Annotated in this window: 16 protein-coding genes; 5 read left to right on the top strand and 11 right to left on the bottom strand. The window is 54.8% G+C overall.

What is annotated here, in order from left to right:
- Positions 1-6: 6 nt before the first annotated feature.
- Entirely contained in the window at positions 7-441 is a 435-nt protein-coding gene (locus GC090_RS09780; protein ID WP_282498859.1) for an ExbD/TolR family protein, read from the top strand.
- Positions 442-1500: 1059 nt separating this feature from the next.
- A complete protein-coding gene (gene ttcA, locus GC090_RS09775; RefSeq protein ID WP_054633709.1) occupies positions 1501-2436 on the top strand; it encodes a tRNA 2-thiocytidine(32) synthetase TtcA in 936 nt (311 codons plus the stop codon).
- A 54-nt stretch (positions 2437-2490) separates the two neighbouring features.
- Here the strand turns inward: ttcA and GC090_RS09770 are convergent, their stop codons facing one another.
- The 3 genes from GC090_RS09770 to GC090_RS09760 form a co-directional block, all read right to left on the bottom strand.
- Positions 2491-2619 (bottom strand): hypothetical protein, encoded by a 129-nt coding sequence (locus tag GC090_RS09770; RefSeq protein ID WP_255421282.1) that lies wholly within the window; start codon positions 2617-2619, stop codon positions 2491-2493.
- A gap of 288 nt (positions 2620-2907) precedes the next feature.
- Positions 2908-3891 (bottom strand): zinc transporter ZntB, encoded by a 984-nt coding sequence (gene zntB, locus GC090_RS09765; RefSeq protein WP_006119281.1) that lies wholly within the window; start codon positions 3889-3891, stop codon positions 2908-2910.
- A gap of 116 nt (positions 3892-4007) precedes the next feature.
- Complete coding sequence (locus GC090_RS09760; RefSeq protein WP_324021467.1) at positions 4008-5627, bottom strand: peptide ABC transporter substrate-binding protein; 1620 nt, start codon at positions 5625-5627, stop codon at positions 4008-4010.
- 154 nt (positions 5628-5781) lie between these two features.
- On the opposite strand from GC090_RS09760, the gene mpaA reads away from it, so the two are divergent.
- The gene (mpaA, locus tag GC090_RS09755; protein ID WP_039340227.1) at positions 5782-6489 is read left to right on the top strand and encodes a murein tripeptide amidase MpaA; all 708 of its coding nucleotides are present in this window, start codon (positions 5782-5784) and stop codon (positions 6487-6489) included.
- Here the strand turns inward: mpaA and ycjG are convergent.
- A complete protein-coding gene (gene ycjG / locus GC090_RS09750) occupies positions 6464-7447 on the bottom strand; it encodes an L-Ala-D/L-Glu epimerase (RefSeq protein ID WP_006119286.1) in 984 nt (327 codons plus the stop codon). The two genes, mpaA and ycjG, sit on opposite strands and share 26 nt — an antisense overlap.
- A 152-nt stretch (positions 7448-7599) precedes the next feature.
- Between ycjG and tpx the strand changes: the two genes are divergently transcribed.
- The gene (tpx, locus tag GC090_RS09745; protein ID WP_006119290.1) at positions 7600-8103 is read left to right on the top strand and encodes a thiol peroxidase; all 504 of its coding nucleotides are present in this window, start codon (positions 7600-7602) and stop codon (positions 8101-8103) included.
- A gap of 42 nt (positions 8104-8145) precedes the next feature.
- Here tpx and tyrR read toward each other — a convergent pair whose 3' ends face one another.
- The 7 genes from tyrR to pspA form a co-directional block, all read right to left on the bottom strand.
- Positions 8146-9717: a transcriptional regulator TyrR gene (gene tyrR / locus GC090_RS09740; protein ID WP_058701845.1), complete on the bottom strand. Its 1572-nt coding sequence runs from the start codon at positions 9715-9717 to the stop codon at positions 8146-8148.
- Between the two features lie 224 nt (positions 9718-9941).
- Entirely contained in the window at positions 9942-11003 is a 1062-nt protein-coding gene (locus tag GC090_RS09735; RefSeq protein WP_110267459.1) for a YcjF family protein, read from the bottom strand.
- A complete protein-coding gene (locus GC090_RS09730; RefSeq protein WP_058701843.1) occupies positions 11000-12397 on the bottom strand; it encodes a YcjX family GTP-binding protein in 1398 nt (465 codons plus the stop codon). The genes GC090_RS09735 and GC090_RS09730 overlap by 4 nt, the downstream gene beginning before the upstream one ends.
- A complete protein-coding gene (gene pspD, locus GC090_RS09725) occupies positions 12378-12626 on the bottom strand; it encodes a phage shock protein PspD (protein WP_324021465.1) in 249 nt (82 codons plus the stop codon). Before pspD ends, GC090_RS09730 begins: the two co-directional genes overlap by 20 nt.
- Before the next feature lie 54 nt (positions 12627-12680).
- On the bottom strand, positions 12681-13031 hold the full coding sequence (pspC, locus tag GC090_RS09720; protein ID WP_324021464.1) for an envelope stress response membrane protein PspC: 351 nt from the start codon (positions 13029-13031) through the stop codon (positions 12681-12683).
- Positions 13028-13255 (bottom strand): envelope stress response membrane protein PspB, encoded by a 228-nt coding sequence (pspB, locus tag GC090_RS09715; protein ID WP_006119299.1) that lies wholly within the window; start codon positions 13253-13255, stop codon positions 13028-13030. The genes pspC and pspB overlap by 4 nt, the downstream gene beginning before the upstream one ends.
- 37 nt (positions 13256-13292) lie before the next feature.
- Positions 13293-13958 carry a phage shock protein PspA gene (gene pspA, locus GC090_RS09710; protein ID WP_006119300.1) on the bottom strand — a complete coding sequence of 222 codons (666 nt, stop codon included), beginning with the start codon at positions 13956-13958 and terminating at the stop codon, positions 13293-13295.
- 163 nt (positions 13959-14121) lie between these two features.
- On the opposite strand from pspA, the gene pspF reads away from it, so the two are divergent.
- On the top strand, positions 14122-15135 hold the full coding sequence (gene pspF, locus GC090_RS09705; RefSeq protein WP_033741793.1) for a phage shock protein operon transcriptional activator: 1014 nt from the start codon (positions 14122-14124) through the stop codon (positions 15133-15135).
- The last annotated feature ends 174 nt before the right edge of the window (positions 15136-15309 follow it).

Genomic DNA, 15309 nt, shown 5'->3' with positions numbered 1-15309 from the left:
CAAAAAATGAGCATGTCAGGTAAATCGCAGTTTGAATCAGACGACGATCCGCTGGTCAATGACATCAACATGACACCCTTCATTGATGTCATGTTGGTCTTACTGATTGTTTTTATGATTACCCTGCCCGTGATCAATCCGGCGGTAAAAGTCAACTTACCCAAAGCTAACGCCACGATGGTCGATAAAAAGGTTAAATCCATAAATATATCGCTGATGGCTAACGGCAACATTGCCTGGGATAAAGAGGCGATTGATGATGCAACCTTTAAAGCCCGCCTGCAGGACGCGGCGAAACTCCCTGAAGCCCCTCATTTACGTATTTATGCTGATCAGGGAACACCTTACGGGAGAGTGGCATTTGTGATGACAAGTGCGCAAAGTGTTGGTCTGACAAAGTTTGATTTCGTGGTAGATAAAAAGATATCGCCATCGAATTAATTATAAAATTTTTCAGATGAACAAGCTGGCGTCGCAATGTTTAATAGTATGGAATACTTATTATATTGAGGATTTTTTCAGGGAAATTGATTCAGATAAGCGTAGCAACACCCGTCTTCATTATTTTTGCGCGCTTTTTAATTAACTGGATGTTTGCCAAATCTAGCTTCGACGTTTGTGGGCGCAGCCCTCTGTATCTTATTTGAAATGGTGAACCGCGCGCTCTGTAAAAAACGCGTACTGTCTGACGCAGGTCCGTGCATTGTGTGACAGGTTCGCCAGACGAACGGGAACAGTAAGCTCGTAAACAACGTCAGAACACTGTCCATATGATACAGGTACGCTGTTTTGTCTGGTGCCTGACGGTAATGATGCCGACTGAATTTAATTTTTTCTCCTTACCGGCCGCCTTTACACAGATGCTTAACCGGCATCAGGATCAGTAATTTTCCCGGCGGGTCGATATCGGGCAGGTCGGAACACCGCTTTTTTGGCTCCATTTGGGCAGTATGGTTTACCGGCTTTGTCAGGTACAGGTATGGTGTAACCTTTCACTGACTGGCCCTATCGGCCCACAGTGCATAAGCTAAATGCAGTCCGTTCAGTCTTTTTGATCCCGCTGGACGCGCCTGGTACAACGGGAGCTCACAGACAGTTATTTCAGGTCAGGCGTCGTTTTTCACCGCCGCTAACCGGGCAAGGCGGAAACACAGCATTTGCATTTTGTTTTAAACTGCGCAGGTGCAAAGGGCGGCAAAAGTCACATCATTATTTATCGGGCAGCAGACATGGCCGAAACGCGGCAGTAAAACGTGCTGGCATTCGTCGCCGGAATCCGTACCATACGCGGCATACTTTTGTCTGCTGGCTGTCATCTGCTGGCGCGAATCCATTATATAGAAAGAATCAGACAAGGCATAACCGCGTAAAAGGTTTATAAGATTTTTGCTTCGCAGATATTGGGACAGGACGGCGAACATGTGCAGGTGATCAACTTAAAACTGCCCGCTGACGACGTTGCCCTCGATATGCCCTTTTTGGTTTCAGAGATTGATTAAAATGCTGCAAAATCAAGAAATTAACAAGAAAGAACAATACAACCTCAACAAGCTCCAGAAGCGTTTGCGTCGTCACGTAGGCGAGGCCATTGCCGATTTTAATATGATCGAAGAAGGCGACCGCATCATGGTTTGCCTGTCTGGTGGTAAAGACAGCTATACCATGCTGGAGATCCTGCGTAGCCTGCAGAAGAGCGCGCCAGTGAGTTTCAGTCTGGTGGCAGTCAATCTTGATCAGAAGCAACCCGGTTTTCCGGGGCATATCCTGCCGGAATATCTTGAGGCGCAAGGTGTTGAGTACAAAATTGTTGAGGAAGACACCTACTCTATCGTTAAAGAGAAGATTCCAGAGGGCAAAACCACCTGCTCGCTGTGCTCGCGTCTGCGTCGTGGCATTTTGTACCGCACAGCCACAGAGCTGGGCTGTACCAAAATTGCGCTGGGCCACCATCGCGATGACATCCTGCAAACGCTGTTTTTAAATATGTTCTACGGCGGCAAGATGAAAGGCATGCCACCGAAGCTGATGAGCGATGACGGGAAACACATTGTCATTCGTCCACTGGCCTACTGCCGCGAGAAAGATATCATTCGTTTCTCCGAAGCGCGTCAGTTTCCGATTATCCCCTGTAACCTGTGTGGTTCGCAGCCTAACCTGCAGCGTCAGGTGGTGGCAGATATGCTGCGCGACTGGGATAAACGCTATCCGGGCCGGATTGAAACCATGTTCAGCGCGATGCAGAACGTCGTGCCGTCACACATGGCCGACGTGAATCTGTTTGATTTTAAAGGCATTCAGCACGGGGATGCGGTGGTGGATGGCGGCGATCTCGCTTTCGATCGCGAAACCCTGCCGGTGAATCCGGTTGGCTGGCGCAGCGATGAAGACGATGCACCCGATGTCAGTGAACGCCTTGATGTTTTAGAGATTAAATAACGCTGCTGAATACATTAAAGGTAAAGGGCATGCGCGTAAACGCATGCCCTTTTTTTATACGTTGCGGTGAGGCGGCGGATCCATTATCGGCGGAAACTCCGGATCCGGTGGCGGATCGGGTTGCGGCTGAGGAATGGGGGGCGGATCGGTTGGAATCGGCTCGCTGTTATGTATCGCCTTCATACCGTGCTCCTCTGTAGCGAATGAACATTAAGCTTAGGAAAGATTAGGCCTTTCAGCCAGCAGGTAAAAAAAAAGCCGGCAACAAGGCCGGCGTAGGTCGAATCAACTGTACTATGCAGTTATTCAAAAAAAGGAAGTAAGACAATATGGAGCGCAACGCCCATCGCTTGACGTTGCATTCACCTGCGGGAGAGAGTTTGCGTCAGTTGCCTCCGGCAGGTATTGATGTCGATCAGCTTTACTTCTGTTAAGCCCTCTGTCACTAAGGCAATTCACAGGCTTTGTCTGTCAAAGCCAACGCCGCTTACGTAAATACCCCGCCACGCCTAACGCCAGTATGACCAGTAAAATACAGAACACGCTGAAGCCGTAGCGCCATCCGCCGCCGGGAATGCCGCCCAGGTTGACACCAAACAGCCCGGTTAAAAAGGTAGCGGGCAGAAAAATCATCGCCATCAGCGACATCGTATAGGTGCGGCGATTCATGGATTCGGCCATTACCGAGGCGACTTCATCGGCCAGCACGGCCGTTCTGGCTACGCCCGCGTCCAGATCGTCCAGGCCGCGCCCCAGCCGGTCGGCAATCTCCTGCATGCGGCGGCGCTCACTGTCGTCCATCCAGGGCAGTTTCTCACTGGCGAGCCGGGCAAAAACATCACGCTGTGGAGCCATGTAACGGCGCATCACAATCAGCTGTTTGCGCAGCAGGCCCAGTTCACCCCGCGGGGGAATGCGTTGGTCCAGTAAGGCATCTTCGAGCTCAATGATTTTGTCATGCAGATCTTCGATAAATTCGCTGGTGTGACCGGTTAACGCATCGCAGACCTCGACCAGCCAGCTGCCACAGTTGACCGGGCCGTTACCGTTTTCGAGATCGGTCAGCACTTCATCTACGGCAAACACTTTACGTCGCCGGGTGGACACAATGAGCTGATCGTTAATAAACACCCGCATTGCCACTAACTGGTCAGGGCGCGCATCGCTGTTATGGTTCACGCTGCGCAGGACAATCATAAAACCGTCCCCCAACCGGGACACGCGAGGCCGCATGCTTTCACCGGCCAGCGCATCACGCACGGCATCCGGGATCTGAGGCGTGGATTGCAGCCATTCAGCACTGCGGGGATGAGTATAATTGAGATGCAGCCAGCAGGGATGCTCATCGTGCAGCACCTGGGTTTCATCAATCGGTATCATGCCGCCCTTTCCATCCAACTGGCAGGAAATGATGGCATCTGTTACCTGAAGCGATTTTCCTTTCACACCGTCCACACCGTTACCCCGCTATCAAAATCAATATGATACAGTCTAGCGTGGCGGTGTTGAGTTGCAATCCTGAGCCTGTGTACAAAGATGTCAGAAGGCGGCCCGTGGCAGACCGCCTTAGATCAGTGTTTCTCAATCCACAGTTCACGGCTGTAGGCGACATCTTCCGGGTTGGTGATCGGATAGCCTTTCACCCACGGCTTGATCAGGCGGCCATTGGTGTACTGGTAAATGGGCGCGATGGGGGCCTGTTCCGCAATGATTTGTTCGGCCCGGTTGTAATCTGCATTGCGGGCCTGGTCACTGGTTTCCATGCTCGCCTTGGCGATCACAGCATCATATTCGGCATTTTTGAAGCGCGGGATATTACTGCTGTTGCCGGATGTCAGCAGAGTTAAAAAGGTCGACGGCTCATTGTAGTCCCCCACCCAGGAGGCGCGGATGACGTCAAAGCGTCCAGAGTTTCGGCTGTCGATATAGGTTTTCCACTCCTGATTTTCCAGCTTCACGTCCACGCCAAGATTCTTCTTCCACATGGATGCAACCGCAATGGCAATCTTCTGGTGGCTTTCAGACGTGTTATACAACAGCGTCAGCTTCAGGGGTTTCGCCGGCCCGTATCCTGCCGCCGCCAGCAACGCTCTGGCCTGCGCGTCCATCTCTTGTTGATTATGCTGTTGCTGCAAGGCAGGCAGCGGTGTAAATCCGGCGGTCACATCTGGTGTAAAGTGCCAGGCCGGTTTTTCACCCGTGCCCAAGACGTTGTCCGCGATAACCTGGCGATCGATACTCCATGACAGCGCTTTGCGTACGCGCGCATCGGCCGTAGGGCCCTGCTGCGTATTAAACGCGTAATAGTAGGTTCCGAGTTGATCCGGCGTATAAACCTGCCCCGGCAGCGTCTTTTTCAGCAGGGCATACATGTTTTTAGGAAACGATTCGGTAATGTCCACATCGCCCGCGCGGTAGCGCTTGGTGGCGCTGGATTCTTCGTTGATGGGCAAAAAGGTCACTTTAGTTAACACGGAGTGCGCGTTATCCCAGTAGCGGGGATTACGCACCAGTACGATTTTTTCGTTAACCACTCGGCTGTCAAGTTGGTAAGCGCCGTTTCCGACCAGCTTGCCGGGCTGTGTCCACTGATCGCCCTCTTTCTCAATCACGCGTTGCGGGACGGGATAGAAAGCCACATTAGACACCATGGCCGGAAACCAGGGCACCGGGCGCGAGAGCGTCACTTTCAGGCGGTGTTTATCCAGCGCGGTGACGCCCAGTTTGTCCGGTGTTGTCGTCCCTTTAGTGATAGCGTCCGCCTCACTTAAACCACTGAGCGCGACAAAAGAGGCCTGAGACGAACTGGTTTTAGGATCCACTACGCGCTGCCAGCTGTAGACAAAATCCTGTGCAGTGACGGGCTCGCCATCAGACCAGCGTGCATTATTGCGCAGGGTGAAAATCCAGACTTTGTTATCACTGCTGCTCCAGCTTTGTGCCACGCCCGGCACAATTTTCCCGTGAGCATCCTGGCTGGTGAGCCCTTCGTAGAGATCGCGCATCACCTGGATTTCGGGCAGTCCCACGGCTTTAGCCGGGTCAAGTGACGCAGGCTCATCTTTGATGTGACGGACAATCTCTTGTTTTGCGGCGAGCTGCGCGCCTGCGGGCACCTCTGCGGCCAAAACGGGTAAGGTGGCGCTAAGCAGACTCAGGGCGGTTAGCGTTGGAGAAAAGCGAATAATCATGTTCACCCCTTTACGATAAAGAAGTGCTGCATCAGCGTCTCACTGAGTCAGCCTGTTACCGGCCACTTTATCGCAAATTGCTGATTGATAAATAGCTATTTTCCCCCGGCGGCTTTTCCGCTACTTTTAAGGAAACCCTCTGGAGAATGTCACTATGCCGTCAATGCATCCCCGCTCACAGCGCGGAAAACTGGCTATTTCCTGGCAGCAATACGGGCGTTCCGTTCTGGGTGCCCCGCTGCTCTGGTTTCCCGCCAATCAGACTGACAGCAACAGTGGACTGATTCTGGCTGGCACGCACGGTGATGAAAACGCCGCGATTGCGGCCCTTTCTGCGGCGCTGCGCACCCTGCCTGACGGCCTGCGCCGTCATCACGTTGTTCTGGCGGTCAATCCCGACGGCTGCCAGCTGGGGCTGCGGGCGAATGCTAATGGCGTTGACCTGAACCGTAACTTCCCGGCGGCTAACTGGCAGTCAGGTGAAACGGTGTACCGCTGGAACAGCGCGGCAGACGCGCGGGATGTGACGCTTTCGACAGGGGCACATCCCGCCTCAGAGCCGGAAACCCAGGCGTTATGCAGCCTGATTCATCAGCTAAAACCGGCCTGGGTGGTTTCCTGGCATGAGCCGCTGGCCTGTATCGACGATCCGCATCACGCCGAGGTCGGTGCCTGGCTGGCCGCGCAGACGGGTTTGCCGCGCGTCAGCAGCGTGGGCTATGCCACGCCCGGCTCCTTTGGCAGTTGGTGTCACGACCTGAGTCTGCCGTGCGTGACCGCAGAGATGCCCGTCATTGCGGTAGATGAGGCGACGGAAACGTGGCTGGAGGTGATGGTTAATCTGCTACGCTGGCAGCCGTGATTAATGCCCCGTTCTGTACCTTCAGGGCGGGCTCGACATCAACAGCCAGCCAGGTGGCACCATCCAAATCGGCAAAGCGCACCATAGGTACCAGCGGCAAGGCGGCGCGAATCGCCCGGGACGTACAGATCATGCAGCCCAACATCAGCGTAAAGCCCTGATCGCGCGCAGCCTGTGCCAGCGCCAGCGCTTCCGTCAGCCCACCGGCTTTATCAAGTTTGATATTCACCATGTCGTAGCGCCCATGCAGCGCGGGCAGGCTTTCCCGCGTGTGGCAACTTTCATCGGCACAGATGGGTAAAGGGTGAATAAAATTTGCCAGCGCCTCGTCTTCTCCAGCCGGTAACGGCTGTTCCAGCATAGCGATTTCCAGATCGGCTAACAGCTGGCAGCGTGCCGCCAGCCCTTCGGCGTGCCATGACTCATTCGCATCCACGATTAACGTGGCGTCGGGCACAGCCGCACGGATCGCCATCAGGCGCTCGGTGATAAAGTTGTTGTCCATTTTAATTTTGAGCAGCGTTGCGCCATGCTGCCACAGTGCCTGGGCACTGCTGGCCATCGCCTCTGGTGTATCAATGCTGACCGTTTGTGCGGTGACCACTGACGCGATCGGTGCAATGCCGACGACCTGTTCCAGCGTGCGGTGCTGCTGCCGGGCGGCCAGATCCCACAGCGCGCAGTCAATGGCGTTCCGGGCGGCCCCTGCGGGCAACAGCGTTTGCAGTGCCTCGCGGGTCAGGCCCTGCTGAAGCTGGGGCATCACCGTCGCGATGTGCTCCAGCACCAGCGCTTCGCTTTCGCCATAGCGCGTATAAGGCGTGGCTTCTCCCGTGCCTTTTACTCCGTTTTCTTCAATTTCCACCACCACGACTTTGGCTTCAGTGCGGCTGCCGCGCGCGATGACAAACGGCGTATGCAACGGCCAGGCTTCGGGATAACATTTTACCGTCCTCATTAGCGCTCCTTGTTGTCAGCGATTCATCACTGTCATTTAAATTCAGGCAACAATTACACTCGTAAACCCTTAAAATTTATGTCATAAACAAAGGCTATATCTGTACTGATGCCCTATTTTTTTGTCAGATAACATCATTAGAAGGAATTCGTATGTCTCAGACTGTTCACTTTCAGGGCAACCCGGTAGCGGTTGCTGGCCAGTTTCCGCAGCCCGGCGATAGCGCTAAACCTTTTACGCTGGTGGCCAAAAACCTCGCGAATGTCTCACTCTCTGAGTATGCAGGAAAACGCAAGATTCTGAATATTTTTCCCAGCGTCGATACTGGCGTGTGTGCGTCTTCGGTACGTAAATTTAACCAACTGGCGGGCGAACTGAATAATACCGTGGTGTTATGCATTTCAGCCGATCTGCCGTTTGCTCAGTCGCGCTTCTGCGGCGCAGATAACCTGAATAACGTGGTCACGCTGTCCACGCTGCGCGGTGGCGAGTTCAAACAGGATTACGGGGTGGAAATTGCTGACGGTGCCCTGCAGGGCCTGACCGCGCGTGCCGTCATCGTGCTGGATGAGCATGACAACGTGCTGTACAGCCAGCTGGTGAATGAGATCACCACCGAGCCAGATTATGATGCTGCGCTTGCCGCACTGAAATAAGACGGGACACAGCGGATAAGCGCCCGCTTATCCGCTGTGTTGTTATTCGCCGTCGCTGTCCCCGCGTTTCTGCCCTAACCCGTATTCCCGCAACTTATTGGCAATCGCCGTGTGCGAAACGCCAAGCCGTTTTGCCAGTTTTCGCGTACTGGGATAAGAAAGATACAAACGCGTGAGGATGGAACGTTCAAAGCGACGGGTAATCTGATCCAGCGTCCCTTCCATCGCCTCTTCTCCCAGCGACACATCGAGCGCCTGTTCCGGCAGTACGATGTCCTGAGGGCGCAATTCGTGGCCTTCGAGCTGGGTCAGCGCCCGATACAGCGCGTTTTTCAACTGGCGCACATTGCCCGGCCAGTTGTAACGCACCAGAAACGCGTTGAGCTGCGAAGAAAGGCGTGGTCGGGGAATCCCCTGTTCATCGGCAAAACGCGCCACAAACATTTCCGTCAGCGGCATGATGTCCTGCACACGCTCGCGCAGCGGCGGCAGGTTAAGCGTCAGGACGTTAAGGCGATAGAACAAGTCTTCCCGGAACTCGCCACGCTGCACCAGTTCGAATAAATTCTTCTGCGTGGCGCAAATGACGCGCACGTTGACATGCACTTCATGCTCTTCCCCGACGCGACGGAAGGTGCCGTCATTCAGGAAGCGCAGCAGCTTGGTCTGCATCGTGGGCGACATTTCGCCAATTTCATCCAGCAGCACCGAGCCGCCATTGGCCTGTTCGAAAAAGCCCTTTTTGCCTTCCAGCGCATTGGGATACGCGCCCGCCGCGTGACCAAACAGCTCACTTTCCGCCACATCATCGGGAAGTGAAGCGCAGTTAAGTGCCAGAAACGGCATTTTTCCACGCGCACTGCGTAAATGGCAGGCACGGGCCAGCATATCTTTACCGGTGCCGGTATCACCAATAATCAGTAATGGCGCATCATGCATTGCCAGTTTACGTGCCTGCTCCACCACCTGACGCATTTTGGGCGTCACGGCGACGATATGATCGAACTCCGTTTCGTCCGTCACCACCAGGTTTTGTAACTGGCGCCCCATCCTGGCGGTGGACTTCAGCATTACCATCGCACCTACCAGTTGATCCTGCTGTTCGCTGTCGGCAGACAGATAGATGGGATGGGCTTCCATCAGAAAATCGCGCCCTTCAATAACCACATGCTGCGCCTGCGCCTGGACACGTTCGCTTTCCAGCCAGCGGCCAAAATTAAAACCGTTGATCAGGTGGTCGGCATTCACATTGCGGATCTTGTTCTCATCCAGATTAAACAGGTTTTGCGCGGCCGGGTTGGCCAGTTCTACCTTGCTTCTGAGATCAACAGAAAAAACCGGCTCGGGCATGGCAACCAGCAAGGCGCTCAGTACCCGATGCTCACGCTCTGAAGGCATATAGGGCACCGTGCGAACATCCGTTACGCCCGGCGTGCGACGGATTTCTGCCATCAGGTTACTGAACTGCTCAAACTCAAGCGTGGAGAAATTAAGATAGATGCGGCCTGATGAGGCCACTTCGATGCCGCGAAGATCGATTCCGCGCGCCACCAAAAGATCCAGTAATTCGCGCGCCAGGCCGATTCGGTCCTGACAAAACACTTCTAAACGCATTGCGTGGGCCTTATCCGTTTATTATCCGGCGATAATACGCTAAACCCCTACGCCGCAGAAAGGGGGCTGTCAGGAAAAGTTGACAGCCTTTATGCAAGCGCGTTTTTTTAAACGACAGGCTGTGGCGATGGCGGGAGAGCCCTGACGGTGACATTCGCTCAACGTTGTCAGGAGATAAAGCACAGAAGGCACAGCATCTGCACTCACGTTTCAGTGCACAGCCGTTACTGGCGTTTCTCTCCGCCCTTCTGCAACGCTTCTTTTATCTGGCCTATCAATTCACGACGGTAGTCGCCCAGGCGGGGTTTGTCGTTTTCCAGCCAGGGTAACGGCCGACACAGCTCCATGGCTTTAATGCCAAGACGTGCGGTCAGCAGGCCTGCGCCAATGCCCTGCGCGGCACGGGCGGACAGGCGCGCCGCGATATCCTGCGACATCCAGTCCATGCCCACTTCACGCACCAGCTCAGACGCGCCGGCAAATGCCATATTCAGCAGCACCAGCCGGAACAGGCGCAGTCGGCTGAAGTAGCCCAGTTCAATACCGTAAATAGCGGCAATACGGTTGACCAGCCTGATATTGCGCCAGGCAATAAAGGCCATATCGACCAGCGCCAGCGGGCTCACCGCAATCATCAGGGCGGATTCTGCGGCATGACGACTGATTTCCCGCCGGGCCTGGCGATCGAGCACCGGCTGCACCAGTTGGGCATACAACCGCACGGTTTCACCGTCATTATGGGTTTCATGGAGCGAAGCATGCCAGCGTTGTAACGCAGGATGCGCCTGATCGAGTTCGGCCTGGCGAGCCAGTTTTTCGCAAAAATCCCGCCCTTTACCCACGCTGTGGCTGTTAAGCAGTTCCCGACCCAGATCGCGCTCTTCTGCACGCTGACGCAGCTGATACAGTCGTCGCCACTCGCGGGTTAACGCGCCGACACCCGCGGCCACGATCAGTCCCCCGGCCATCCCGCTGCCCAGCGCAAACCAGTCGTGCGCCAGCCAGGCGTTGTGGCTCCACTGCACGCCCTGCGCCACGATGCTGATCCCAAACAGGCCCAGCCCGGCACCGACCATGTTGCGCCACAAACTGCGTTTGGGTTTCAGGGCCGCTTCGACGGCGCGCTCCCCTGCGCTTTCCTCTTCCACCGCCGTCTCGCTTTCTGCAACGGCTAAAAACGCGTTCCGGGCTTCCGCGTCGAAGGTTTGCGCCGGACGCAACACGTCATTCGGCTTGTCGTTCAGCGGCGTGGCAAAATCAATACGCGGCTTTAACGGATCGCTCATCGCAATTTATCTCCCAGTAAAAACTCCAGTGCCGCATCCATGCGGATGTGCGGCAGAGGACGATCGATATCCAGTTGCTGTGGGCGAAACTGCTCAAACTGAAAACCCTGTTGTTGCCAGAACGCCGCCCCCGGCAGGCGCGGGGGAACTTCACCCGGATAGACCGTCAGTGCCTCGCCATCCGCTAAGCGGTGCCCGCGCAACGCGGGGATTTTTTCACCCTGATGATCAACCTGTCCACTCTGTGTCGCCTGTACTGAAGCCAGACCAATACAGTCCATGCTGATACCTTCAAACGCGGCATTTTGCCAGGCATCCTGCACCAGTTGCTGTAACAGGGACACCATATTGCCGTGCTGGTCGTGAGTAATGTGATCGGCTTTGGTGGCGGCGAACAGCAGCTTATCGATCACCGGCGAAAAGAGACGGCGAAACAGCGTGCGCTGACCGTAGTGAAAACTCTGCATAAGCTGTGTGAGGGCTAACCGCATATCGTTAAAGGCCTGCGGGCCGCTGTTGAGCGGTTGCAGGCAGTCCACCAGCACAATCTGGCGGTCAAAGCGCACGAAATGGTTTTTATAGAATCCTTTAACAACATGCTGGCAATAGTAATGAAACCGCTGTTGCAGCATGGCGAAATTGCTGCCTTTGTCCGCCTGCGCCAGTTTCGCCGCTTGGGCATCGTCAGCAGCAGGCCACGGAAAAAACTGTAGTGCGGGCGCGCCCGCCATATCGCCGGGCAGCACGAAGCGGCCTGGCTGGATAAAGTGTAATCCTTCGGCTTTGCAGCGATGCAGGTAGTCAGTCCAGGCCTCGGCAATGTCGGCTAAACGGTTCTCGTCAGCCGGTGCCAGCGGATCGAGGCGCTGACACAGGTCGCGCCAGGGTTGCGCCCACAGGGCGCGATCGCCCTGCAACAAGCCGTTCATCTGGCGTGACCAGGTCAGGTAATCCTGTGCCAGCATTGGCAGATCAAGCAACCATTCGCCGGGGTAATCAACGATTTCAAGATAGAGCGTGGCGGTCTCTTTCAGATGACGCAGCAGCGAGTCATGCGGACGGTAACGTAACGCCAGGCGCATTTCGCTGACGCCACGCGTGGGCGTGGGCCAGGCAGGCGGTGAACCGTAAAGCTGCGCCAGCCCTTCATCATAGGTGAAACGGGCCGTGCCCATGTCACGTTGCGGCACGCGTTTCACCCCTAACAGGCGTTCATCACGCACAACGGAAAACAGCGGCAAACGAGCGCCGCTGTGGACAGAAAGAAGTTGGTTGACCAGCGAGGTAATAAAAGCTGTTTTACCACTGCGGCTGAGGCCGGTGACCGCCAGGCGAAGGTGGCGGTCGACGCCGCGATTCATTAATGCTATCAGTTCAGTTTGCAGTCTTTTCATCGTTTTCCCTGATGAAGCGCGACGCTACCCGGTTCATCACGCGTTTCAATAGCGGCTCAAGCGCCAGGCCAAGCAAAATGCGCAGTGGACGGCGCGCCACCGATTTGACGGCCCAGCCGGTCACACCGGCAGGCGCGTAAGTAACAGCATTGATAATGATGAATCTGGCGGCTGACTTCAATGCAGGTGTGGCACGATGGCGAAACGTTGCTGCGCGCGAAACGGTCATGAATACCTCCCGGTCATCAGCAGACGGGCCGGTCTGGCCCGTAGCAGACGATAATTAAATCTGACGGAAACGACTGCGCACACTAAACGTTTCAGAGGTGACGTAACGTTCTATATCGCGAACATTACGCTCATCCTGTTGCAGCGCGGTTTCCAGTTGGTCAAGCAGTTCGCTGGCTGTGGGCTGAGCTTCACCGTAGTCGACGCCAGCAGGTTTTACGTCCAGCACAAAACCCAGCGCAAAGTAGGCAATCACGGTAAACACAAACAGCCCAAAGAACAGCGATAACACCACAATGATACGCAGCAGCCGCACCGGCACATCCAGATACTCAGCCAGCCCGGCACAGACGCCCATCAGCTTTCCTTCGTCAGGCTTACGCCATAATTTACGGCCTCTTATCATGGCTGCCTCCAGTTAGGATGTTCTGCATCCAGGATCGCTTCTAACGCATCAATGCGTTCGCGCATGCGCTGAGCATCCCGGGTCACCTGTTGCAGACGCTGCATCTGACTCTGTGACAGCTCCGCTCCGCCGCTGCGCTTGTTACTGTAGTGTAACCACAGCCAGACGGGGGCCACGAACAGCACAAATATTGTAAGAGGTATCGCCAAAAATAGTGCGCTCATTGACTCTCCTTAATCCTTTCCTACTGTCAGCGGCGGTTTATTCGCTGCGGTTCATTTTGGCTTTCAGCGCATTCAGTTGCTGACTGATTTCGTCATCGGCTTTCAGCTCAGTAAACTGCTGATCCAGGGTTTTAGGTTTACCAAAACCGTGGCTCTCCGCTTCCGCTTCCATATGATCGATTCGGCGTTCAAACGATTCGAAACGCGCCATGGCTTCATCAATTTTACCACTGTCCAGCTGACGGCGGACATCACGGGATGACGAGGCGGCCTGATGGCGCAGCGTCAACGCCTGCTGGCGCGCGCGGGTTTCGCTCAGTTTTTTCTCCAGCTCAGCAATCTCACCTTTCATGCGCGTCAGCGTTTCGTCAACCTGTTCGACTTCGCGTTTGAGCGAGGCGATCAGATCGGTCAGCTTCTGTTTTTCGATAAGCGCAGAACGGGCCAGATCTTCTTTATCTTTGCGAATCGCCAGTTCTGCTTTTTCCTGCCATTCAGCCTGCTGCAGCTCAGCCTGCTCGATACGGCGTGACAGCTGTTTCTTTTCGGCCAGCGCGCGGGCTGACGTCGAACGCACCTCGACCAGCGTATCTTCCATCTCCTGAATCATCAGGCGCACCAGTTTCTGCGGATCCTCTGCGCGTTCCAGCAGTGAATTGATGTTGGCATTAACGATGTCAGCGAAACGAGAAAAAATACCCATAATGATGCTCCTCTTGATGGTCATAGTTTTAGCTTGCTGGTGAGGACTAATTCAAGATGCGTGCCAATTTTTATCTTATTGATTTTAATTACGATAATAAGCTGGCAGTTTTTTTTGCCTGACCTAATATAGTTAAATTGATTAATCAGTGGCGAAATTCATCATGTCTGTGAACAACGACAATTTGCTGGGCGAATCAAATAACTTTCTGGAAGTGCTGGAGCAGGTGTCTAAGCTCGCGCCGCTGGAGAAGCCTGTGCTGGTGGTGGGCGAACGCGGGACAGGTAAGGAGCTGATTGCCAGCCGTCTGCACTACCTTTCTGACCGCTGGCAGGGCCCTTTTGTCTCTCTTAACTGTGCGGCGCTGAACGAGAATCTGCTTGATTCTGAGCTTTTTGGCCATGAGGCAGGTGCCTTTACCGGTGCGCAAAAACGTCATCTGGGCCGCTTTGAGCGCGCGGATGGTGGCACCTTGTTTCTTGATGAACTGGCGACAGCCCCCATGCTGGTTCAGGAAAAACTGTTGCGGGTAATTGAATACGGCCAACTGGAACGCGTGGGCGGAAACCATGTTTTTCAGGTTAATGTGCGTCTGATCTGCGCCACCAATGAAGATTTACCCGCGCTGGCCGAAGCCGGTAAGTTTCGGGCCGATCTGCTGGATCGCCTGGCCTTTGATGTGGTGCAGTTGCCGCCGCTTCGGGAGCGCCGCAGCGACATTCTGGTCATGGCTGACCATTTTGCCATACAGATGTGTCGGGAGCTCAAACTGCCGTTGTTTCCCGGCTTTACGCCCCGCGCACAGCAAACCTTGCTTGAGCATCACTGGCCGGGCAACGTGCGCGAGCTGAAAAACGTGGTCGAACGATCCGTCTATCGCCATAACACCAGCGATACCGCGCTGGATGAAATCATCATTAACCCGTTTGCCCGCCGCAGTGAAGCCGCAGACAGGGCCGCGCCCTTGCCTGCTACCGAGTCGCCAACCGCCCTGCCTTCACTTCCGCTTGATCTGCGCCAGTGGCAGAACCAGCAGGAACGTGACGTGGTGGAAATCAGCCTGCAACAGGCAAAGTATAATCAGCGCCGCGCGGCCAGCTTACTGGGCGTCACCTATCATCAACTCCGTGCCATCATGAAAAAACACGGTATTCAGGCGCGCGACGGACAACATTAGCGGGCTTTTATATACGTACAGAAGCTGACAACGTGCCGGGGCATGCTGTAATGCATTCAGGCGGGTAAAAAAAGGGCCCGCCGAAGCGGGCAACTGGAAGCAATGTGAGCAATGTCGTGCTCTTCTTCGGTAGAGCCCCGTCGAAGTGCAACTGAATAATAATCATTCCTGTTT

Origin of the sequence: Pantoea sp. JZ29, assembly GCF_035190385.1 — a bacterium.
GTDB lineage: Bacteria > Pseudomonadota > Gammaproteobacteria > Enterobacterales > Enterobacteriaceae > Pantoea > Pantoea stewartii.
This window is presented reverse-complemented; position numbering and strand designations above follow the sequence as displayed.